The organism is Caulobacter sp. P1_D6 (assembly GCF_056406095.1).
In genome coordinates this window covers 1-21229 of the sequence record NZ_JBFUAW010000031.1, presented here as the reverse complement: position 1 = coordinate 21229, position 21229 = coordinate 1, and the positions used below count along the sequence as shown (strand labels likewise).

The window sequence follows — 21229 nt, the reverse complement described above, 5'->3', positions numbered from 1 at the left end:
TCAACGCTCTATAGAATAATCAGCGTCACAAGCGCCGCCGCGCTCACGCCGCCTGCATACTTCTCCCCGCCCTGTCGTAGGGGAGGACGTCCGGCCGGCGACCTCGACGTGCGGCTGGGGCGGTCGAGCGGGAAGCGTTCGTCGATGGTCTTCAGTGACGCTTCGCATCGTCAGGTCAGGTTCCCTGCAACACGGGACGAAGCCCTGGCGGCGAAGGATCGGCGAACGCACCAGGCGCGGGCTGAAATCGCCCGCGCGGTCCGGACGGGGTACGTCGCCCCTCCGCCCGCCGGGGGCCTCCATCGGAGCGGGTTAAAAATCCGCGATCCGAAGGCTTCTGGAAGACGGCCGCGCGGAGCGCCCGTGACGTGTCGAAACGGTACTCTCCAAACCTACTCTTCCGGGCGCGCCCCGGACGCTCCGCCGCCTCCCCAGCCCGCCGGGCCTCCCGGTCGGGGACATGCCCTTGCGGCGTGTCCCCATCAGACGCAGTGCGAGACTTGGGGRCACGCCGCGAGGGCATGTCCCCGGTTAGCGAGCGTAATACGCCTCGACCAGCTGCCGATGCGGCGGCAGGTGCTTGAGCGCCTCGCGCGCGGCATCGGCGACCTTGGCGAAGCTCTGCCTGGCGACCTCGCCTTCGTCGTAGCGCCCCTCGACCGGCGCGAAGTCGGTGGCCGCGTTCATGCCGTAGAGGATGTACTGGTAGCTGGACGGCAGGAAGGTCTCCAGATCGACCAGGAAGTCGAACCGCGACACCGGCCGGTGCTTCCACTGGGCCAGCAGGTCGCGCAGGGCCTCGGGCCAGGTGGCCGGATCGGCGTTGTCGCGCCAGTAGGGCTCGTCGCGCTTGGTCAGGCAGTAGTGCAGCTTGAGGAACGTGACGATCCGCTCGAAGCGGCCGACCATCAAGCGGTTGAAGTTGCGGGCCCCGGCGTCCATCGCGGCGCGCTCACGCAGCGGGAAGACCTCGGCGATCATCACGGCGGCGGCCTCGATCAGCATGATGCCGGTCGATTCCAGCGGCTCGAAGAAGCCCGCCGACAGGCCCACGGCCACGCAGTTGCCGATCCACTGGCGCTCGCGATAGCCGGTCTGGAACTTCAGCAGGCGGGCGTTGAGGCCGTCGCCGGCCTTGCCGACATAGCCGCGCAGCACCTGCTCGGCCCGGTCTTCGTCCGTATGTCGGCTGGAGAACACGTAGCCGACGCCCCGGCGGCTATCCAGGCCGATGTCCCAGGTCCAGCCGGCCTCGTGCGCGGTGGCCAGGGTGTAGGGATTGATCGGCGAGTCGGGCGTCTCGTATGGGACCTGGATCGCCAGGGCCCGATCGTTGAACAGCACGTCGTCGACCCGCTTGAACGGCGCGCCCAGGGCCTCGCCGATCAGCAGGGCGCGGAAGCCCGAGCAGTCGACGAACAGGTCGCCCTCGATCGTCCCGAGATCGCCGGCCTGGATCGAGGCGATGTCGCCGCGCATGTCGCGGGTGACGCCGTCGACCTTGCCCTTCAGGTGCGTGACGCCGGCCTCGACCGCCACCCCGCGCAGGAAGTCGGCGAAACGCGCGGCGTCGAAATGGTAAGCGTAGTTCATAGGTCCCTGGAAATCGGGATCCTCCAGGCGCTTGGGCGCCAGCCCCTGACCGATGATCGCCCCTTGCGTCGTCACCGCGTCGGCGAACGGCAAGGCGCCGCCCGCCTGGTGGTCCAACAACCAATACGGCGACATATCGCGGCCATTGGGGCGGAGCGGCAGGTTGAACGGGTGAAAGTATTCGGAAGATTTCCCATTTTCCGAACGCTGTTCCCAATTCACGAACCGGACGCCCTGCTTGAAGGTCGCCGAACTCTCGCGCAGGAACCGCGCCTCGCTGACGCCAAGCTCGGCCAGGGTGGACCGGATCGTCGGAAATGTGCCCTCCCCGACCCCGATGGTGGCGATGTCAGGAGCCTCGATCAGGGTGATCCGCGCGCCGTCGGGCCGATCGGCGCCCAGGCGCTTGGCCAGATAGGCGGCGGTCAGCCATCCGGCCGTGCCGCCGCCGACGATGACGATGCGGTTCCCGGTCATGAGCACGGTTCCTTGGAGACGCCTCGGGACTCCGACGAAAGCCCGAGTCGGCCGCCGAATGTCGGCGCGGAGAAGAAAAAGCCTGGGTGACGGTCAGGAGAGCCGTCACCCAGGGAGCGCAGTCTGGGAGGCAATACGCTCAAAGAAGGGCGGAGCGACAAGCCTCCCCCCGAAGGAAAAGAGGGGCGACATGCCGCTCCTGAAACGCGGCCGTCCTGGGCCGGACGGCGGATCGCGCTTCAAGCACTCGAAACAGGACCTCCCCGCCCGGCGGACCGGACGGGGAGGCTTGGACCTGACCTAGAACTTCGTCCGCAGACGGAAGCCCCAGGTGCGCGGCGGCTGATAGACCGACGACCAGACCACCGGATAGTTGCCCTGGCCGGCGGTGCCGGCGCCGGTCCTGATGTTTTTGTCCTCGAGGTTCTGGACGAAGGCCTCGACCGACCACGGATCGGTCGGCGGCTCGTAGCGCACGCTCAGATCGGTCCGAGTGTAGCTCCCCTGCTGATCGGGGGCGCCCTGGTTGAAGTAGGACAGCCACGACTTGCTTTCGAAGTGCGTGCTGATCCGCGGGATGATCCGCGCACCGCTCGACAGCTCGAAGTCGTGCTCGTAGGCGATGTTGCCGGAGAAGTGCGGGGCGTGCGGAAGCTCGTTGCCCTTCACGTCGACGGCGTTGGCCAGGTTGCCGCCGTAGAGGCGCCCGTCGACCGACAGCAGGGTGTCCATCTTGGTGTCCTGGGCGGTCGCCGAGATCTGCAGACGGTCGTTGGCGGTCAGGTTGGCCGTCAGCTCGGCCTCGATGCCCATGGCCTTGGCGCCCTCGGCGTTGTCGGTCACGACCGAGGACGAGATGGTGTTGCCCTGGGCGTCCTTCACGGTGACGACCTGGTTGACCTGGTAGCCCTTGAAGTCGGCGTAGTAGGCCGCGAGGTTCAGGGTGGCCCGGCCGTCCAGGAAGCGGATCTTCGACCCGACTTCGTAGTTGGTCAGGGTTTCCGGGTCGGCCAGGCGGCCGCCGTCCAGGATGTTGCCCGACTTGAAGCCCGTGCTGACGCTGGCGTAGACGAGGATGTCGTCGGTCACGTCGGCGTCGGCGCGCGCCAGCCAGGTGAACTTGTCCCAGCTGCCCTTCACGTCGTTGTTGCTGATGTCGTAGCCGGGGCCCAGCAGGGCCAGCAGCTCGGTCGCCGAGGCGCCGCGGTCACGGCCGAAGATGCCGGTGTCGCAACGCGACGGGACGCCGCCGCCGGGAAGGGCGGCTTCGGCGGCCAGACAGGCGGAGTAGCCCTTGAACGTGACGTTCCGGCCGCCCTGGTCCTGCTTGGTGTCGTCGGTGTAGCGCAGGCCGGCGGTCAGGCGGACGCGATCGTTCATGTGCCAGACGGCCTGACCGAACGCGGCCTTGGACTCGATGGTCCGCTTGGCCTGGATGAAGCTGCCCGACCAGTTCATCGGACCGTCGCGATAGCCGTCACGCTGGTCGATGTCGAAGCGGATCGAGTTGTCTTCGTGGCTGTAGTAGCCGCCGACGATCCAGTCGACGGTCTGCTGGCCTTGCGACTTCAGCTGGACTTCGTGGCTCCAGGCGTCGTTGCGCGACCAGGTGGTGCGGTTCTCACCGAAACCGCCGCGGGGGAACAGGAAGCCATTGGCGTCGGTGGTGCCGTCGATCCGCAGCAGGCCGGCGTCGGCGTCGCTGACGGCGCTGCCGCCCACGCGTTGCCAGCCGGTGATGTAGGTCAGGCCGACATTGTCGTTGATGGAGTAGTCCATCGTGCTGCGCAAGCCGTACGAGAAGCGGTCGCTGTCCGGGGCGGTGTCGATCAGGGCCGACCAGTGCTTCTGGCCGGCGCGCGGCGTCTGGGCCAGGGCGATCACCGGCGCGCCGGTGTCCTGGTAGCCCTCGACGTTGACGTTCCAGGTGAACTTGTCGTTCGGCTGCCACAGGGCGCTCAGGCGAGCCGAGCGCTGGTCCTGGGCGTAGTACTTCTTGCCCTGGGTGACGAAGGCCGACGGATGGATCCCCGCCACTTCCGGCGGACGCTGGAAGTCGACATAGCCGTCGTGACGCTCGGTGATCGCGGCCAGGCGCAGGGCGAACGTGTCGGAAACCGGCATGTTGACCGAGACGCGGGCGCCGAGGCGGTTGTACGAGCCGGCCACGACTTCGGCGCTGCCGTAGTAGTCGCTCAGCGTCGGCTTGGCGGTGCGCAGGCTGACCGCGCCGACCGTGGCGTTGCGGCCGAACAGCGTGCCTTGCGGGCCACGCGCCACTTCGACCGCGTCCATGTCGTACATCAGCACGGCCGCGCCTTGGGCGCGGGGCGAGTAGATGCCGTCGACATAGATGGCGACTTCCGGGTCGGCCACTTCGGTGAAGGCGGTGTCGTTGCCGATGCCGCGCATGGTGATCAGGATCGCGCCCTGGTCGCCTTGCTGGTTGATGGCCATCGACGGCACGAACTTGGCCAGATCGGTGACGTCCTTGACCTGGTTGCGGTCGAGCGCGCCCTGGCCGAACGCGCTGATGGCGATCGGGGTGTCCTGCAGGTTGGTTTCGCGCTTGGTGGCGGTGACCGTGATCTCTTCGAGCTGGTTGTTGTCGGCGGCGGCCGGAGCCGGGGCCGTCTGAGCGTGGACGGCGGTCGCGGCGATCATGGCCGCCACGGCCGACGAGCCGGCCAATAGGGTTCTGCGGAGCTTCATCTTCATCCCTCCCTGCGCGCGATCCTTTGTGGTCGCGACTTGCGTCTTGTGAATAGCTACAGTACGACAACGTTGTCAATCACGTATGTATTTACGACTTAGTTGAAACTCTCGTTTCATTCGTCGTGAATAGCTAAAACTAGTCGCTGACCGGCAAGATTTGACAAAGAACGCCGCGCGTATAGCTTAAGACGTAAATGGGAGGAAAAAGAATGAAGCGACAGCAGATGCAGGGCCTGATGATGGCTCTGATGCTGACCACGGCGTTGCCGACGGCAGCCGCTCACGCCCAGGCCGCGACCGCGAGCGCCTCGAAACCTTGGATGAACACCAAGCTGAGCGCCGATCAGCGCGCCGACCTGATCGTTGCGCAAATGACGCAGGACGAGAAATTGACCCTGGTGTTCGGCTATTTCGGTTCGAACCAGGACAAACCCAAGTTCACCCCGCACGCCGAGGCCCGCATGGGCTCGGCCGGCTACATCCCGGGAATCGCCCGCCTGGGCGTGCCCCCGCAGTGGGAAACCGACGCCGGCGTCGGCGTCGCCACCCAGCGCGAGTCGAGCGATCCCTATCTGGAGCGCACCTCCCTGCCCTCGGGCATCGCCACGGCCGCGACCTGGAACCCCGAGCTGGCCTTCAAGGGCGGCGCGATGATCGGTTCGGAGGCCCGCTCCTCGGGCTTCAACGTCCAACTGGCCGGCGGCGTCAACCTGGCCCGCGACCCGCGCAACGGTCGCAACTTCGAATACGGCGGCGAGGATCCGCTGCTGGCCGGCGTCATGGTCGGGGCCCAGATCAAGGGCATCCAGTCCAACAACATCATCTCGACCATCAAACACTGGGCGCTGAACGGCCAGGAGACGAACCGCATGACGGTCAGCTCCAACATCGGCGACGCCGCCGCCCGCCAGTCCGACTTCCTGGCGTTCGAGTTCGCCATCGAGCAGTCGAACCCGGGCTCGGTGATGTGCGCCTACAACCGCATCAACAGCACCTACGCCTGCGAGAACGACTACCTGCTGAACCAGGTGCTCAAGAAGGACTGGGCCTATAAGGGCTACGTGATGTCCGACTGGGGCGGCACGCACTCGACCGCCAAGGCGGCCAATGCCGGCCTGGACCAGGAGTCGGCCTACACCTTCGACAAGCAGCCCTTCTTCGGCGCGCCGCTGAAGGCCGCCCTGGCCGACGGCTCAGTGTCGCAGGCGCGCCTGGACGACATGGCCAAGCGCATCACCCGCTCGATGTTCGCCCACGGCCTGTTCGACCATCCGGTGGTCAAGGGCCCGATCGACTTCGCCGCCCACGCCAAGGTGACCCAGGCCGACGCGGAAGAGGCGATCGTCCTGCTGAAGAACGACGGCGGTCTGCTGCCCATCCTTTCTGACAAGGGCGCCAAGAGCGCCAAGAAGATCGTCGTGATCGGCTCGCACTCCGACGTCGGCGTGCTGTCGGGCGGCGGCTCCTCGCAGGTGTTCCCGATCGGCGGCATGGCGGTGAAGGGCCTGGGCCCCAAGGGCTTCCCCGGCCCGATCGTCTTCCACCCCTCCTCGCCGCTGAAGGCGCTGCAGGCCAAGAACCCCGGCGCGGCCTTCACCTATGACGACGGCTCCGATCCGGCCGCCGCCGCCAAGGCCGCCGCCGGCGCCGACCTGGTGATCGTCTTCGCCCACCAATGGGCCGCCGAGTCGCAGGACTACTCCCTGACCCTGGCCGACAACCAGGACGCCCTGATCGACGCCGTCGCCGCCGCCAATCCCAAGACCGCCGTGGTCCTGGAAACCGGCGGCCCGGTGCTGATGCCCTGGCTGCCCAAGGTCGGCGCCGTGGTCGAGGCCTGGTACGCCGGCACCAGCGGCGGCGAGGCCATCGCCCGCGTCCTGACCGGCGAGGTCAATCCGTCCGGCCGCCTGCCGATCACCTTCCCGCAAAGCGCCGAGCAGCTGCCGCGCCCGGTGATCGATGGCGACCCGTCCCAACCGGAAGCGTTCTTCGACGCCAACTACGACATCGAGGGCGCGGCGGTCGGCTACAAGTGGTTCGACCAGAAGGGCCACGCCCCGCTGTTCGCCTTCGGCCACGGCCTGTCCTACTCGACGTTCGGCTACAGCGACCTGAAGACCTCGACGGCCGGCGACACGCTGACCGTCAGCTTCAAGGTGACCAACACCGGCAAGACCGCCGGCAAGGACGTGCCCCAGGTCTATGTCGGGCCGAAGGGCGGTTCGGGCTGGGAAGCGCCGCGTCGTCTGGGCGGCTTCAAGAAGGTCGACCTGGCGCCCGGCGCCAGCACCACGGTCAGCGTCTCGGTCGATCCGCGCCTGCTGGCGACCTTCGACTCCAAGGCCAAGGCCTGGACCATCGCCGCCGGCGCCTACGAGGTGTCGCTGGGCGCGTCGTCCCGCGACCTGGGCGCCAAGGCCGACGTGACCCTGGCGGCCAAGACGCTGCCAGTGTCGTACGACGGCAAGTAGTCGGCTGGGGACAGGCGCATGCGCCTGYCCCCAATCCCGCTATTTCGGCGCCGGCCCGGTCGAGGCCCGCACCATCAGTTCGAACGGCACCAGGGTGTTGCCGGCGATCTGCTTGTCTCCCGCCGCGCTGGCGACGATCAGCATGTCGGCGGCCTTCTCGGCCATCTTGGCCACGGGCTGGCGCACGGCCGTCAGGGACGGCACGCTCAGCCGCACGCCGATCGTATCGTCATAGCTGAGGATCGACAGGTCGCCCGGCACCGCCAGGCCCCGCGCCTGGGCGACGCTGACCGCGCCCAGCGCCATCTGGTCGTTCGACGCCATGATCGCGGTCGGCGGCTCGGGCAGGTCCAGCAGCGCCTCGGCCCCGGCCACCCCGGCCTCGAACGTGAAGTCGCCCTTGTAGATCCGTTCGTCCGGCACGGGCAGCCCGGCCGCCTCCATGGTCGCCTGGAAGGTCTCGACCCGCAGGATCGACGACGAGAACTTGTAGTCGCCGGCGATCATGCCGATGCGCGTATGACCCAGGCCCAGCAGGTGCTTGGTCGCCTGCCGCGCCGCGGCCCGGTCGTCCATGTAGACCCGCGGCCCCTGCCCGCGCACCGGGGTGTTCAGGCGAACGAACGGAATGTTGCGCTTCTTCAGCGCGCCCAGCACGACCGGGTTCTCGCAGTTCGGCGGCGTCAGGATCACGCCGTCCGGCTGCAGCGACGACAGTACAGCGGTGATCTGCTTCTCCAACTGGTCCGACTCGCGGTCGACCAGTTCGAACATCAGGTGGTAGCCCGACTGCTCGCAGCGCAGCATGGCGCCGTACAGCATCTGGTCGATCCACTCGTTGCCGCGTTCGCTGCGCCAGTTGTCCAGCGTCAGGCGGCGATCGTTGAAGGCGACCAGCAGGTACGAGCGCGAGCCGGCCATGGTCCGCGCGGCCTTGCTGGGGCTGTAGCCCAGCTTTTCGACGGCCTCCAGCACCCGCGCCTTCAGATCCGGCGTGACGTTGGGCTCGTCGTTGAGCACCCGCGACACCGTCTTGACCGACACGCGCGCCTTCTCGGCGACATGGATGATCGTAGCCGGCCGCTTCGCCATTCAGAATCCGTTTCCCCCCAGGGTTCGAATGAGCGTAACCGGCGTGAAACAATCTGTCTGCCCCCGTGCCGCTTGACGACAATGGGAGCGGTATCATTTAAGACCCAGCACTGATTTCGAAATGCGAGGAACGCGCCTTGACCATCACCGGTGAACTTCTGATCGACGGCGGCGCTCGCCCCGGAACCGGCGGCGCGATCCTCGCGGTCGATCCCAGCACGGGCGGCACGCTGGACGTGACCTTCGGCGGCGCGACCAAGGCCGACCTCGACGAGGCGACCGCCCTGGCGGCGGCGGCCTTCGGTCCCTACCGCGCCACCTCGCCCGAGCAGCGCGCCGTGTTCCTGGAAACCGTAGCCGCCCAGATCGAGGCGATCGGCGACGAGTTGATCGTCCGCGCCATGGCCGAGACCGGCCTGCCCCGCGCCCGCCTGGAAGGCGAACGCGGCCGCACGACGGGTCAGCTGAAGATGTTCGCCGGCGTGCTGCGCGACGGCGGCTGGCTGGAAGCGCGCATCGACCCGGCCCAGCCGGACCGCAAGCCGATGGCCCGTCCCGACCTGCGCCTGCGCAACGTGCCGCTGGGTCCGGTGGCCGTGTTCGGCGCGTCGAACTTCCCGCTGGCCTTCTCGGTGGCCGGCGGCGACACCGCGTCGGCCCTGGCGGCCGGCTGCCCGGTGGTGGTCAAGGCCCACCCGGCGCACCCGGGCACGTCCGAGCTGGTCGGCCGCGCCGTCCAGGAAGCCGTCAAGGCCTGCGGCCTGCCGTCGGGCGTCTTCGCCCTGCTGCACGACGCCGGCATCGAGATCTCGCAAGGCCTGGTCGCCGACGCCCGCATCAAGGCCGCCGGCTTCACCGGGTCGCGCCGCGCGGGCCTGGCCCTGCTGGCCATCGCCCAGGGCCGTCCCGAGCCGATCCCGTTCTACGCCGAGATGAGCAGCATCAACCCGGTCCTGCTCCTGCCCAACGCCCTGAAGGCGCGCGGCGCGGCCATCGCGCCCGAGTTCGTCGCCGCCCTGACCCAGGGCGCGGGCCAGTTCTGCACCAATCCCGGCCTGATCCTCGGCATCGACGGTCCCGAGCTGGACGCCTTCCTGGCGGCCACCGCCGAGGTCATCGCCAAGGCCCCCGCCGGCCAGATGCTGACCCCCGGCATCTGCAAGGCCTACACCGGCGGCGTGAAGGCGCTGGCCGAGACCGCGGGCGTCGCCGAAGTGGCCCACGGCCTGGAAGGCGGCCACGGCCAGGGCCGCGCGACCCTGTTCTCGGTGGACGCCGCGACCTTCCTGAGCACCCCGCACCTGCAGGACGAAGTGTTCGGCGCCGCCTCGCTGGTGGTCCGCGCCAAGGACCTGGCTCAGCTGACCCAGGTGATCGCCGCCCTGGAAGGCCAGCTGACCATCGCCGTGCACATGGACGAGGCCGACACCGACCTGGCTCGCGCCCTGCTGCCGGCCCTGGAGCTGAAGGCCGGCCGCGTGCTGATCAACGGCTTCGGCACCGGCGTCGAGGTGGGCCACGCCATGGTCCATGGCGGCCCGTTCCCGTCGACCTCGGACAGCCGCTCGACCTCGGTCGGCTCGCTGGCCATCTTCCGCTTCCTGCGTCCGGTCTCGTACCAGAACCTCCCGGCCGCCCTGCTGCCGGCGGAACTGCAGGACGCCAACCCGCTGGGGATTGCGCGTCGGGTGGATGGGAAGGTCGTGCTGGCCTAAGCCGCGCCTCGGCTGGGGACAGGCGCATGCGCCTGTCCCCAATCGTTTCCACGGCCTAGACCGCCCCATAGCCCCCGCCGCCCGGGGTCTCGATCACGATCGAATCCCCCGCCGCGACCTCGACCGCGTCGGTCGCGCCCAGCACCTGCACCGAGCCGTCCGCCCGCTCGACCCGCGCCGCGCCCAGCATCCCCTCACCACCGCCCGCCAGCCCGAACGGCGCCACGCGCCGCCGGTTCGACAGCAAGGTCGCGGTCATCGGTTCGCGAAACCCGATCTTCCGCACCACCCCGTCGCCGCCGTGGTGCGCGCCCGCGCCGCCGGAACCCCGCCGGATCGAGAAGGCCTCGACCAGCACCGGATAGCGGCTCTCCAACACCTCCGGATCGGTCAGGCGGCTGTTGGTCATGTGGGTCTGCACCGCGTCGGCGCCGTCGAAATCCGGCCCCGCGCCCGCTCCGCCGCAGATCGTCTCGTAGTATTGCCGTCGGTCATCGCCGAACGTGAAGTTGTTCATCGTCCCCTGGGCCGCGGCCATCACGCCCAGCGCGCCGTAGAGGGCGTCGACCACCACCTGGCTGGTCTCGACATTGCCGGCCACCACCGCCGCCGGATAGCGCGGCCGCAGCATCGAGCCTTCGGGGATCACCAGGTCGACCGGCCGCAGGCAGCCGTCATTCATCGGGATCTCGTCATCGACCAGGGTGCGGAACACGTACAGCGCCGCCGCCCGGCAGATCGAGGCCGGGGCGTTGAAATTGGTCGGAACCTGTTCGCTGGTCCCGGTGAAGTCGACCCGCGCCGTGCGGGCCTGGCGATCGACGGTGATGGCCACCTTCACCACCGAGCCGTCGTCCAGCTCGTAGGCGAAGTCACCGTCCGACAGGCTCGCCAATACCCGGCGCACGGCCTCTTCGGCATTGTCCTGCACGTGGGCCATGTAGGCCTCGACCACGTCCGGGCCGAACTCGGCGACGAGGCCGGTCAGCGACTCGGCTCCGCGCGCGCAGGCCGCCACCTGTGCCTTGAGGTCGCCGATGTTCTGGTCGGGGTTGCGGGCCGGCCAGGCGCCCGAGGCCAGCAGGGCCCGGACCTCGGCTTCGCGGAACCGTCCGCCCTCGACCAGCAGGAAGTTCTCGATCAGCACCCCCTCCTCCTCGACGGTCCGGCTGTTGGGCGGCATCGAGCCTGGGGTGATCCCGCCGATGTCGCCCTGGTGACCACGCGCGGCGACGTAGAAGGTCAGGACGCCCGCCGCGTCGAACACCGGCATCACCACGGTCACGTCGGGCAGGTGGGTGCCGCCGTTGTAGGGAGCGTTGAGCATGTAGACGTCGCCGGGCTTCAGGCCTCGGCCGTCATGCAGCCGCCCGTCGCGGATCGCCCGCACGCTGTCGCCCATCGAGCCCAGGTGCACGGGCATGTGCGGGGCGTTGGCGATCAGGTTGCCGTCGCGGTCGAACAGGGCGCAGGAGAAGTCCAGCCGCTCCTTGATGTTGACCGAATAGGCGGTGTTCTGCAGGGCGAACCCCATCTCCTCGGCCACGGCCATGAACAGGTTGTTGAACACCTCCAGCATCACCGGATCGGCCTTGGTTCCGGCCGCCTGGCGAGGGGCAAGCGCGGCGACGCGGTCGATGACCAGGTTCAGATGCCGATCGACCGTGGCCCGCCAGCCCGGTTCGATCACCGTGGTGCCGGTATCCTCGCGGACGATGGCCGGCCCCGCCACCTCGCCGCCGATCGGCAGGGCGGCGCGGTCGAACACCGGCGTGGCGTGCTCGGCGCCGGCCATGCGGGTGGTCAGCGTCGCCAGGGGCTTGGGCTGTGAGTCCGCTCCGAAGCCCAGGTCGGGCGCTTCGCCGGCGTCGGCGTGGCCGACGGCTTCCACGGCCAGGGCCTCGACGACCAGGGCGGTGCTCGGCGAGACGAAGCCGAACCGCCGCTGATGCAGCGCCTCGAACGCCTCGCGCACGGTCGCTGCGTCGCCGAGCGGCACACGCAGCGGCGTGTCGGTCCCGGCATACTTGACCAACAGGCTGGCGATCGTCTTGACACGGATCAACGGCACGTTCTGGGCTCGCAAGGCCGCCTCCGCCTCGCCGGCCAGGACGTCGGCGCGGGCCGCCAGATCGGCGGCCGCCTCGCTCAATGGCCGCTCGACGGTCGCCTCGCGCAGGGTGCGCAGATCGGCCAGGCCCATGCCGTAGGCGCTGAGCACCCCGGCGAACGGGTGGATCATCACCTCGGTCATGCCCAGGGCGTCGGCCACCAGGCAGGCGTGCTGGCCGCCCGCCCCGCCGAAACAGGCCAGGACGTATTTGGTGACGTCATAGCCGCGCTGGATCGAGATCTGCCGCACGGCCTTGGCCATGTTCTCGACGGCGATGGTCACGAAACCCTCGGCGATCTCGACGGGCGTCATGGCCTTGCCGGTGGCGGCGAGGATCTCGGCGGCCAGGGCTTCGAACTTCGCCACCACCACGTGGCGGTCCAGCGGCTGGTCGGCGTTGGGCCCGAACACCGCCGGGAAGAAATCCGGCGACAACTTGCCCAGCATCACATTGCAGTCGGTCACCGTCAGCGGTCCGCCGCGCCGGTAGCAGGCGGGCCCCGGGTTGGCGCCGGCCGAGGCCGGACCGACGCGGAACCGCGCCCCGTCGAACGAACAGATCGAGCCGCCGCCCGCCGCCACGGTGTGGATGTTCATCATCGGCGCGCGCATCCGCACCCCGGCCACCACGGTCTCGTAGGCCCGCTCGTACTCGCCCGCGAAGTGGCAGACATCGGTCGAGGTGCCGCCCATGTCGAAGCCGATCACCCGCTCGAACCCGGCCTGGGCGGCGGTCTTGGCCATGCCCACCACGCCGCCGGCCGGACCGGACAGGATGGCGTCCTTGCCCCGGAAGGCGTGGGCGTCGGTCAGGCCGCCGTTCGATTGCATGAACAGCAGCCGCGTCTCGCGACCCAGGGCGTTCGCGACCTTGTCGACGTAGCGGCGCAGGATCGGCGAGAGGTAGGCGTCGACCACCGTGGTGTCGCCCCGCCCGACCAGCTTCATCAGCGGGCTGACCTCGTGGCTGACCGACACCTGGGTGAAGCCGACCTCGCGAGCGATCGTCGCGACCCGGACCTCGTGATCGGTGAAACGGAAGCCGTGCAGCAGCACGATGGCCACCGCCCGGAAGCCGGCGTCGAAGGCGGCTTGCAGGCCGACGCGAGCGGCCGCCTCGTCCAACGGACGCAGCACCGCGCCCTCGACGCCGAGCCGCTCGTCGATCTCGACCACGCGGGTGTAGAGCGCCTCGGGCTTGACGATGTGACGGTCGAACAGCTTGGGCCGGGCCTGGTAACCGATGCGCAGGGCGTCGGCGTGTCCCTGGGTGATCGCCAGGACTGTCGGCTCGCCGGCCCGCTCGAGCAGGGCGTTCGTGGCGACCGTGGTGCCCATCTTGACCGCGTCGATCCCGGCCTCGCCCTCGAGCAGGGCCCGCACGCCGGCCACGGCCGCGTCGTCATATTGCTCGGGATTTTCGGAAAGCAGCTTGTGGGTCAGCAGCGACCCGTCCGGACGCCGCGCGACGATGTCGGTGAAGGTGCCGCCGCGGTCGATCCAGAACTCCCAGCCGCGGTCGGTCATGTCTCGAAGGCTCCCAACAGTGGGACCCCTTTTGAGGCTGAGGCCCGCCCGCATCAAGGGCGGACGGGCCTCGTCACGTCAAAGCACGTGGAACAGGTACAGCAGCAGGATGATCGGCAGCGGGATGCCCAGCAGCCAGAGGAAAATGCCCTTCATCGAAGCCTCCTAGACGCTGGGGGTGATCACGACGCGGGCGCGCCGATGCCAGACGGGATGGCGGGCGCCGAGGCGACCGCCGGCGACGGCGCCGATCGCGCCCAGGACCATGGTCGCCACGCCCCACCAGGCCAGGCTGGCGGTGACGTCGCCGGCCTGCTCGGCCGCGGCCTTGGCGTCGGCGTCGCTGACCCGGTCGTCCGGGCCCGAGACTTCATCGGCCGCCGTGGCGTAGGCCGTGGCCGCCGTGTCGCCGCCTTGCAGAAGACCGCCGACGCTGCTGCCCAGGCCCGCGAAGGCCAGGACGAAGGCCACGCCCCAGACCGCCAGACCCTGGAACAGGCCCCGGTGGTGGTCAGGGTACTTGGCGGCGCGGGCGGCGATGAAGGCGCCGACCTGCAGGGCCACGGCGTTGGAGAACGCCACCCACAGGCCGCCGCCGATCGTCAGGGCCTTGGCGTCGCCGCTGTCCATGGTCCAGGGGTTGGCGGCGGTCGCGCCGATGGCCAGGCCCAGCATGTTGAGCAAGGCTCCCAGCGCGATGGCCACCGCCACGCCCGCGATGACCGCCCCCCACGAGATCAGCGGGTGCGCGTAGACGTCTTCGTGAAATTCCGATGGCGACAGATCGCTCATCTTCCCATCCTCCCACAGTTCAGATGCGGGAGAACGGAGAGACGGGGATTTCGGTTGCGCTAGGCGCGGAAGGCCTCGATCCCGGCCCAGATCCCAAGGCCCAGGAAGATCAGCGCCGCGCCGGTCCGCACGTACTTCAGCGGCACGATCTTGGTCGCCGCCTCGCCCAGGTACACGGCCGGGATATTGGCGGCCATCATGCCAAGCGTGGTGCCGGCCGCGACCCACAGCACGTCGTGGAAGCGCGCGCCCAAGGCGACCGTGGCGATCTGCGTCTTGTCGCCCATCTCGACCAGGAAGAAGGCGATGGTGGTGCTCAGGAACACGCCGTAGCGACCCTTGCCGCCGGGCATGTCGTCATCGGCCTTGTCGGGGATCAGGGCCCAGCCCGCCATGGCGACGAACGAGACGGCGATGGCCCACTTGAACCAGGCGCCGTCGAACAGGCCCGAGACCAGCGAACCGGCCAGGGCCGCCAGGGCGTGGTTGGCCAGGGTGGCGACCAGGATGCCGAGGATGATCGGCACGGGCTTCTTGAAGCGGGTGGCCAGGATGATGGCCAGCAACTGGGTCTTGTCGCCGATCTCGGCGATGGCGACCACGAGGGCCGAAACGAGCAGGGATTCCATGGATCTAAAAACACCGTCCGGGCCGAGCGCACGCCAATAGCATCGGAGACCCCGCCCAGCCCGGAACGGAAACCGACGCCATTGGTCTCGCCGCGGAAGCCGGTGGCTTCCTTCACCCGCGCCATGGTCCGAAGACCAAGTGTGTTGACGACGGGCCCCGCTGACAGGCGCGGGCGGCTACTCCCCAAAGGTGGCGGGTTGGTAGCGGCGTTGGTCCTGGAGGTCAAGGCGATGAAAGGTCGCGACGCGGCTGGGGACAGGCGCATGCGCCTGTCCCCTTCCTCCTAGACCGCCGCCGGTCCGTCGAACCGCATCACGTGCATCGACACCCGCACCTTGCCGCCGGTGAAGCTGCCGCCCGCGGCCGTGATCACCACCGGCGTGTCGGCGTAGTAGGCCGTCGGGCCGATCACCCCGACGTTGCTGGCGTTCTTGGCCACGCCCAGCGAGGAGCCGAACTTGCCCGCCTCGCCGGCCACGCCGCAGCTGTACGAGGTGGCCCCGGTGATCGCGACGCTGGTGCGGGTCGAGACGCCCAGCACGACGGCGCGGCTGGGGATCGCCACGCTGGTGGCGACCGAAGCGCCCGACAGGGTCACCTCCTGTTCGAGGATCTCGAACCGGGTGGCGGCGAAGAACGGCGAGCGGGCGGCCGTCAGGTTCTTGAAGGTCGAGGACAGCGGGGTCCAGTTCTCGCCGTCGTGGATCAGGGCCAGGCCCTCGTCGATGATCCAGGCCAGCCAGCCGGCCCTCGGCGTCAGGTCTTGCCAGACGCCGTCGACATAGTGGGCCAGCAGGCCGGCCGCTTTGTCGAACCACGCGGCGCCGGTCGCGCCGGAGGGCAGGATGTGCATCGCCCCGTCGGACGGCGAGGCCGGCTGGGTGGCCACCGTACGGCTATGGACCGCCAGTTGGACAAGGCCGTCCAGCTTGCCGAGGGCCTCGTTGACGGTGATATGCTTCTGGGCCTGGCCGGCGGCCACGAAGGGCAGCGACAGGCGAGGCGTCGTATCGTTGGACATGGGAGCTCCTGGAGGGTTTCAACGCCTCCAGTTTCCCCCCGCCGGGAGTCCCGGAGGACCGACGGCTGTCGATCCCCCTGCCATCCCCGCCTACTGGGCGGCGAAAGCCAGGCGGTTTCCCGAAGTCAGCGCCGTCTTGGCCGCCAGCTCCGCCTTGGCGTTCTCGTACTGCTCCGCGAACTTGGCGACCAGTTCGCCAGCGGTCAGCACCGCATCGATCGCACCGACGCCCTGGCCCGAGCCCCAGATGTCACGCCAGGCCTTGGCTTCCTGATTGCCGCCCGAGCCGAAGTTCATGGCCGACGGGTCGCTGACCGGCAGGTTGGCGGGGTCCAGCCCCGCCCGCTCGATCGACTGGCGCAGATAGTTGCCGTGCACGCCGGTGAACAGGTTGGAATAGACGATGTCGTTGGCCGAGGCCTCGACGATGGTGTCCTTGTAGCCCTGGGGCGCGTTGGCCTCCTTCGTCGCGATGAAGGCCGAGCCGATATAGGCCAGGTCCGCGCCCATGGCCTGGGCGGCCAGGATCGAGCGGCCCGAGGCGATCGAGCCCGACAGCGCCACGGGCCCGTCGAACCACTGGCGAATTTCTTGGACCAGAGCGAACGGCGACAGGGTTCCGGCGTGGCCGCCGGCGCCGGCCGCCACCGGGATCAGGCCGTCGGCGCCCTTCTCGATGGCCTTGTGGGCGTGCTTGTCGTTGATCACGTCGTGCAGGGTGATGCCGCCGTACGAGTGGATCGCGCCGTTCAGGTCCTCGCGAGCCCCCAGCGAGGTGATCACCACCGGGACCTTGTGCTTCACGCACATGGCGATGTCTTCCTCGAGCCGGTTGTTGCTCTTGTGGACGATCTGGTTGACCGCGAACGGGGCCGAGGGGGCGTCCGGGTTGGCCCGGTCGTAGGCCGCCAGCTCTTCTGTGATCCGCGCCAACCACTCGTCCAGCTGCGAGATCGGCCGGGCGTTCAGGGCCGGGAACGAACCGACGACGCCGGCCTTGCACTGGGCGATCACCAGGTCAGGATTGCTGATGATGAACAGCGGAGACGCGATGACGGGCAGGCGCAGGCGGTCGCGCAGGATCGGCGGCAAGGCCATGAGGGACGTCTCCTTTGGGGCGGCCGCTCCGGGCCGCTCATGTAAACAGCGTTAGCTTAAACGGTCGTTCGCACCGCGCGCAAGCGCTTGACCTACCCTAGGGCACGGGCGCATCTGCTGGCCAAAACAAGAAAATGCTGCGGTGCAGGAGACAGACGTCGTGAATCATCCGCCCACCCCCCTGGCCGAGGATTTTGGCGCCCCGGATCGGTCGAAGTGGATGGCCCTGGTCGAGAAGACCCTGAAGGGCCAGACGTTCGACGACGCCCTGATCACCCAAACCCCCGACGGCATCGCCATCCGGCCGCTCTACACGGCGGAAGACGGCGTGGCCGTGGCGCGCGATCTGCGGGCACGCGACGCCGAGCGTCCCTGGGACCTGCGCATGCGCGCCGCCCATCCCGATCCCCGCCAAGCCGCCGCCGAGATCATGAAGGACCTGGAGAGCGGCGCGGCCTCGGTGCTGCTGGCCCTGGACCCGACGGGCGTGAACGGCGTCGCCGTCGGCTCGACGCAGGACCTCGCCCAGGCGCTGAACGGCGTGATGCTGGACCTCGCCCCTGTCGCCCTGGACGCCGGCTTCCTGGGTCCCAAGGCCGCCGACTGGCTGGGCGGCCTGGCCAAGGCCGCGCCCAACGCGCCCCTGGCCTTTCACATGGATCCGCTGAGCGCCTTCGCCCAAGCAGGAACCAGTCCGGGACCGATCGAGGGTCATCTGGTCTCGGCCGCGACGGTCGGGGCGCGGCTGTCCGAGACCTACGCCAAGGCCCGCCTGATGCTGGCTACGGGCCGCTCGGCGCATGAAGCCGGTGGCTCCAACACCGAGGAGCTGGCGGTGATGGCCGCCTGCGCCCTGGCCTACGCCAAGGCCCTGGTCCGCGCGGGCATGTCGATGGAAGAGGCCTTCTCGCGCATCACCCTGGGCGTCAGCCTCGACGCCGAATACTTCACCGGCGTGGCCAAGGTCCGCGCCGCCCGTGCCCTGTGGGCTCGGATCACCGACGCCTGCGGCGTCTCCGTTCCGGCGGTCATCGAGGCCCGGTCCTCTCATCGCATGCTGACCCGGGCCGACGCCTGGACCAACCTGCTGCGCCTGACCTCGGCGGGCTTCGCCGGCGCGGTCGGCGGGGCCGACGCCATCGTGCTGGGCGCCTTCACCGACGCGATCGGCCTGCCCACCGCCTTCGCCCGTCGCCAGGCCCGCAACACCCAGCTGGTGCTGATGGAGGAGAGCCACCTGGGCCGCGTCGCCGATCCGGCCGGCGGGTCCTGGTACCTGGACAGCCTGACCGACCAGCTGGCCCGCGCCGCCTGGGGCGGGTTCCAGGCCATCGAGGCGGCCGGCGGGATCGTAAAGGCGCTGGAGAGCGGCCTGATCACCGACATCGTCGGCGCCACCCGTGCGGCGCAGGAAGCCGCCTTCGCCGACAAGAGCCGCAAGATCCTGGGCGTCACCGCCTTCCCCAACGCCGACGACAAGCCGGTGGAGGTGGCCACGCCCAAGACCGAAGACTTCGCCACCGACCCGCCCAGCGTCCGCGTGCCCGGACCGGATTCCCGTTGCCCGCCCCTCACGCCCATCCGGTTCTCGGCCGCCTTCGAGGGGGCGCAAGCATGAGCAAGTTCCCCGACTTCACGAGCGTCGTCTTCGAGACCGGCGCGACCGGCGCGACCGGCGCGGCCCCAGAGGGCGCGGTCTGGTCCACCCCAGAAGGCGTGGACGTCGCCCCGGCCTTCACCGCCGAGGACACGGCCGGCCTGGACTTCACCGACGGCTATCCCGGCGTCGCGCCCTATCTGCGCGGCCCCTACCCGACCATGTACGTGACCAACCCATGGACGGTGCGGCAGTATGCGGGCTTCTCGACCGCCGAGGACAGCAACGCCTTCTACCGGCGCAACCTCGCGGCCGGCCAAATGGGCCTGTCGGTGGCCTTCGACCTGGCCACCCACCGCGGTTACGACAGCGACCACGAGCGGGTGAAGGGCGACGTCGGCATGGCCGGCGTGGCCATCGACTCGATCCTGGACATGCGCACGCTCTTCAGCGGCATCCCGCTCGACAAGATGAGCGTCTCGATGACCATGAACGGCGCGGTGCTGCCGATCCTGGCGCTCTACATCGTCGCCGCCGAGGAGCAGGGCGTCAGCCCCGACAAGCTGTCCGGGACCATCCAGAACGACATCCTCAAGGAGTTCATGGTCCGCAATACGTACATCTATCCGCCCGGTCCCTCGATGCGGATCATCTCGGACATCTTCGCCTTCACCTCGGAGAAGATGCCGAAGTTCAACTCGATCTCGATCAGCGGCTACCACATGCAGGAGGCCGGGGCCTCGGCCGACCTGGAGCTGGCCTACACCCTGGCCGACGGGGTCGAATACGCCCGGGCCGGCGTGGCGGCGGGCATGTCGATCGACACCTTCGCCCCGCGCCTGTCGTTCTTCTGGGCGATCGGGATGAACTACTTCATGGAAGTGGCGAAACTTCGAGCTGCACGTCTCCTGTGGGCCCGGCTGATGAAGCGCGAGTTCGCCCCCAAGGACGACCGCAGCCTCTCCTTGCGCACCCACAGCCAGACCTCGGGCTGGTCGCTGGCGGCCCAGGACGTGTTCAACAACGTCTCGCGGACCTGCGTGGAGGCCATGGCGGCCGTCAACGGCCAGACCCAGAGCCTGCACACCAACGCCCTGGACGAGGCCCTGGCCCTGCCCACCGACTTCTCGGCCCGCATCGCCCGCAACACCCAGCTGTTCCTGCAGATGGAGAGCGGCACCACCCGCGTCGCCGACCCGTGGGGCGGCAGCTACTACGTCGAGCGCCTGACCCACGACCTGGCGGTCAGGGCCCTGGCCCACATCGAGGAGGTCGAGGCGGCCGGCGGCATGGCCAAGGCCATCGAGCAGGGCATCCCCAAGCTGCGCATCGAGGAAGCCGCCGCCAAGACCCAGGCCCGCATCGACGCCAATCGCCAGAGCGTGGTCGGCGTCAACCGCTACAAGCCGGAAGTCGTCGACGAGATCCCGATGCTCAAGGTGGACAATAGTTCGGTCCGCACCCAGCAGCTTGAGAAGCTGGCCCGCCTCAAAGCCGAACGCGATCCGGCGGCCACGGCGGCGGCGCTGAAGGCGCTGGAGGACGGCGCGCGCGGAACCGGCAACCTGCTGGCCCTGGCCGTCGACGCGGCTCGCGCCCACGCCACGGTCGGCGAGATCAGCCTGGCCATGGAGAACGTCTTCGGCCGCCACCGCGCCACCATCCAGTCGATCCAGGGGGTCTATATGAAGGAAGCCGGCAGCGACCCCGCCGCCGCCCGGGCCAAGGCCATGGTCGAGGCCTTCGAACAGGCCGACGGTCGCCGCCCCCGCATCCTGGTCGCCAAGATGGGTCAGGACGGCCACGACCGCGGCCAGAAGGTGATCGCCACCGCCTTCGCCGACCTGGGCTTCGACGTCGACATCGGCCCTTTGTTCCAGACCCCGGCCGAGGCCGCCAAGCAGGCGGTCGAGAACGACGTCCACATCGTCGGGGCCAGCTCCCTGGCGGCCGGACACCTGACGCTGGCCCCCGAACTGAAGGCCGAACTGGCCAGGCAGGGCCGCGGCGACATCATGATGGTGGTCGGCGGCGTGATCCCGCCCCAGGACTTCCAGGCCCTGCGCGACGCCGGCGCCGCGGCGATCTTCCCGCCCGGCACGGTGATCGCCGAGGCGGTGATCGAGCTGCTGGACAAGCTGAACAAGCAGCTGGGCTACACCCAGGGCGAGGCGGCTTAGGAGACCTCATGCGCACGGGTTAGGCCTCCCCCTGTGGGGGAGGCGATCGCGCAGCGATCGGTGGGGGGAGGTTTAGGATCGTCGATCGTTGATCCGGCCATCTGCCGATCACTCCCCCCTCCGTCGCCCTTCGGGCGACACCTCCCCCACAGGGGGAGGGACTTTGGCGGCACGGCTTCTTGTCCTCACACTCTTGTCCTCACAC

Annotated in this window: 12 protein-coding genes and 1 riboswitch; of the genes, 4 read left to right on the top strand and 8 right to left on the bottom strand. The window is 69.1% G+C overall.

The genetic code is table 11. The annotated features are described in order from the left end of the window. Nucleotides 1–531: 531 nt before the first annotated feature. Both AC1DYP_RS18045 and AC1DYP_RS18040 read right to left on the bottom strand, forming a co-directional pair. The gene (locus AC1DYP_RS18045; protein ID WP_477047482.1) at nucleotides 532–2070 is read right to left on the bottom strand and encodes a tryptophan halogenase family protein; all 1539 of its coding nucleotides are present in this window, start codon (nucleotides 2068–2070) and stop codon (nucleotides 532–534) included. A gap of 300 nt (nucleotides 2071–2370) precedes the next feature. Next, nucleotides 2371–4782, bottom strand: a complete 2412-nt coding sequence (locus AC1DYP_RS18040; RefSeq protein WP_477047481.1) for a TonB-dependent receptor — start codon at nucleotides 4780–4782, stop codon at nucleotides 2371–2373. A 212-nt stretch (nucleotides 4783–4994) separates the two neighbouring features. Between AC1DYP_RS18040 and AC1DYP_RS18035 the strand changes: the two genes are divergently transcribed. Then, the gene (locus AC1DYP_RS18035) at nucleotides 4995–7259 is read left to right on the top strand and encodes a beta-glucosidase (RefSeq protein WP_477047480.1); all 2265 of its coding nucleotides are present in this window, start codon (nucleotides 4995–4997) and stop codon (nucleotides 7257–7259) included. A 39-nt stretch (nucleotides 7260–7298) separates the two neighbouring features. Here AC1DYP_RS18035 and AC1DYP_RS18030 read toward each other — a convergent pair whose 3' ends face one another. Then, complete coding sequence (locus AC1DYP_RS18030) at nucleotides 7299–8351, bottom strand: LacI family DNA-binding transcriptional regulator (RefSeq protein ID WP_477047479.1); 1053 nt, start codon at nucleotides 8349–8351, stop codon at nucleotides 7299–7301. A 137-nt stretch (nucleotides 8352–8488) separates the two neighbouring features. Between AC1DYP_RS18030 and AC1DYP_RS18025 the strand changes: the two genes are divergently transcribed. After that, a complete protein-coding gene (locus AC1DYP_RS18025) occupies nucleotides 8489–10066 on the top strand; it encodes an aldehyde dehydrogenase (NADP(+)) (RefSeq protein WP_477047478.1) in 1578 nt (525 codons plus the stop codon). 55 nt (nucleotides 10067–10121) lie between these two features. Here AC1DYP_RS18025 and AC1DYP_RS18020 read toward each other — a convergent pair whose 3' ends face one another. From AC1DYP_RS18020 to AC1DYP_RS18000, 5 genes are all read right to left on the bottom strand, one after another. Continuing rightward, entirely contained in the window at nucleotides 10122–13706 is a 3585-nt protein-coding gene (locus AC1DYP_RS18020; RefSeq protein WP_477047477.1) for a hydantoinase B/oxoprolinase family protein, read from the bottom strand. 165 nt (nucleotides 13707–13871) lie between these two features. Continuing rightward, nucleotides 13872–14498, bottom strand: coding sequence for a hypothetical protein (locus tag AC1DYP_RS18015; RefSeq protein WP_477036028.1), 627 nt, complete (start codon nucleotides 14496–14498; stop codon nucleotides 13872–13874). A 59-nt stretch (nucleotides 14499–14557) separates the two neighbouring features. After that, nucleotides 14558–15127, bottom strand: coding sequence for a TMEM165/GDT1 family protein (locus AC1DYP_RS18010; RefSeq protein ID WP_477047476.1), 570 nt, complete (start codon nucleotides 15125–15127; stop codon nucleotides 14558–14560). A 63-nt stretch (nucleotides 15128–15190) separates the two neighbouring features. Next, a riboswitch (yybP-ykoY riboswitch) is annotated at nucleotides 15191–15325 on the bottom strand. An 86-nt stretch (nucleotides 15326–15411) separates the two neighbouring features. Beyond that, entirely contained in the window at nucleotides 15412–16149 is a 738-nt protein-coding gene (locus AC1DYP_RS18005) for a DUF2793 domain-containing protein (protein WP_477047475.1), read from the bottom strand. A gap of 90 nt (nucleotides 16150–16239) precedes the next feature. Further along, nucleotides 16240–17247 carry an NAD(P)H-dependent flavin oxidoreductase gene (locus tag AC1DYP_RS18000; RefSeq protein ID WP_477047474.1) on the bottom strand — a complete coding sequence of 336 codons (1008 nt, stop codon included), beginning with the start codon at nucleotides 17245–17247 and terminating at the stop codon, nucleotides 16240–16242. A 220-nt stretch (nucleotides 17248–17467) separates the two neighbouring features. Between AC1DYP_RS18000 and AC1DYP_RS17995 the strand changes: the two genes are divergently transcribed. Beyond that, the gene (locus tag AC1DYP_RS17995; RefSeq protein ID WP_477047503.1) at nucleotides 17468–18865 is read left to right on the top strand and encodes a methylmalonyl-CoA mutase family protein; all 1398 of its coding nucleotides are present in this window, start codon (nucleotides 17468–17470) and stop codon (nucleotides 18863–18865) included. Continuing rightward, a complete protein-coding gene (scpA, locus tag AC1DYP_RS17990; protein WP_477047473.1) occupies nucleotides 18862–21024 on the top strand; it encodes a methylmalonyl-CoA mutase in 2163 nt (720 codons plus the stop codon). Before AC1DYP_RS17995 ends, scpA begins: the two co-directional genes overlap by 4 nt. The last annotated feature ends 205 nt before the right edge of the window (nucleotides 21025–21229 follow it).

What these genes read in the sequence shown, in the direction of transcription:
- AC1DYP_RS18010 (WP_477047476.1), bottom strand. Translation starts at nt 15,127, where the DNA reads ATGGAATCCCTGCTCGTTTCGGCCCTCGTGGTCGCCATCGCCGAGATC.
- AC1DYP_RS17995 (WP_477047503.1), top strand. Translation starts at nt 17,468, where the DNA reads ATGGCCCTGGTCGAGAAGACCCTGAAGGGCCAGACGTTCGACGACGCC.
- AC1DYP_RS18045 (WP_477047482.1), bottom strand. Translation starts at nt 2,070, where the DNA reads ATGACCGGGAACCGCATCGTCATCGTCGGCGGCGGCACGGCCGGATGG.
- scpA (WP_477047473.1), top strand. Translation starts at nt 18,862, where the DNA reads ATGAGCAAGTTCCCCGACTTCACGAGCGTCGTCTTCGAGACCGGCGCG.
- AC1DYP_RS18035 (WP_477047480.1), top strand. Translation starts at nt 4,995, where the DNA reads ATGAAGCGACAGCAGATGCAGGGCCTGATGATGGCTCTGATGCTGACC.
- AC1DYP_RS18000 (WP_477047474.1), bottom strand. Translation starts at nt 17,247, where the DNA reads ATGGCCTTGCCGCCGATCCTGCGCGACCGCCTGCGCCTGCCCGTCATC.
- AC1DYP_RS18005 (WP_477047475.1), bottom strand. Translation starts at nt 16,149, where the DNA reads ATGTCCAACGATACGACGCCTCGCCTGTCGCTGCCCTTCGTGGCCGCC.
- AC1DYP_RS18020 (WP_477047477.1), bottom strand. Translation starts at nt 13,706, where the DNA reads ATGACCGACCGCGGCTGGGAGTTCTGGATCGACCGCGGCGGCACCTTC.
- AC1DYP_RS18030 (WP_477047479.1), bottom strand. Translation starts at nt 8,351, where the DNA reads ATGGCGAAGCGGCCGGCTACGATCATCCATGTCGCCGAGAAGGCGCGC.
- AC1DYP_RS18015 (WP_477036028.1), bottom strand. Translation starts at nt 14,498, where the DNA reads ATGAGCGATCTGTCGCCATCGGAATTTCACGAAGACGTCTACGCGCAC.
- AC1DYP_RS18040 (WP_477047481.1), bottom strand. Translation starts at nt 4,782, where the DNA reads ATGAAGCTCCGCAGAACCCTATTGGCCGGCTCGTCGGCCGTGGCGGCC.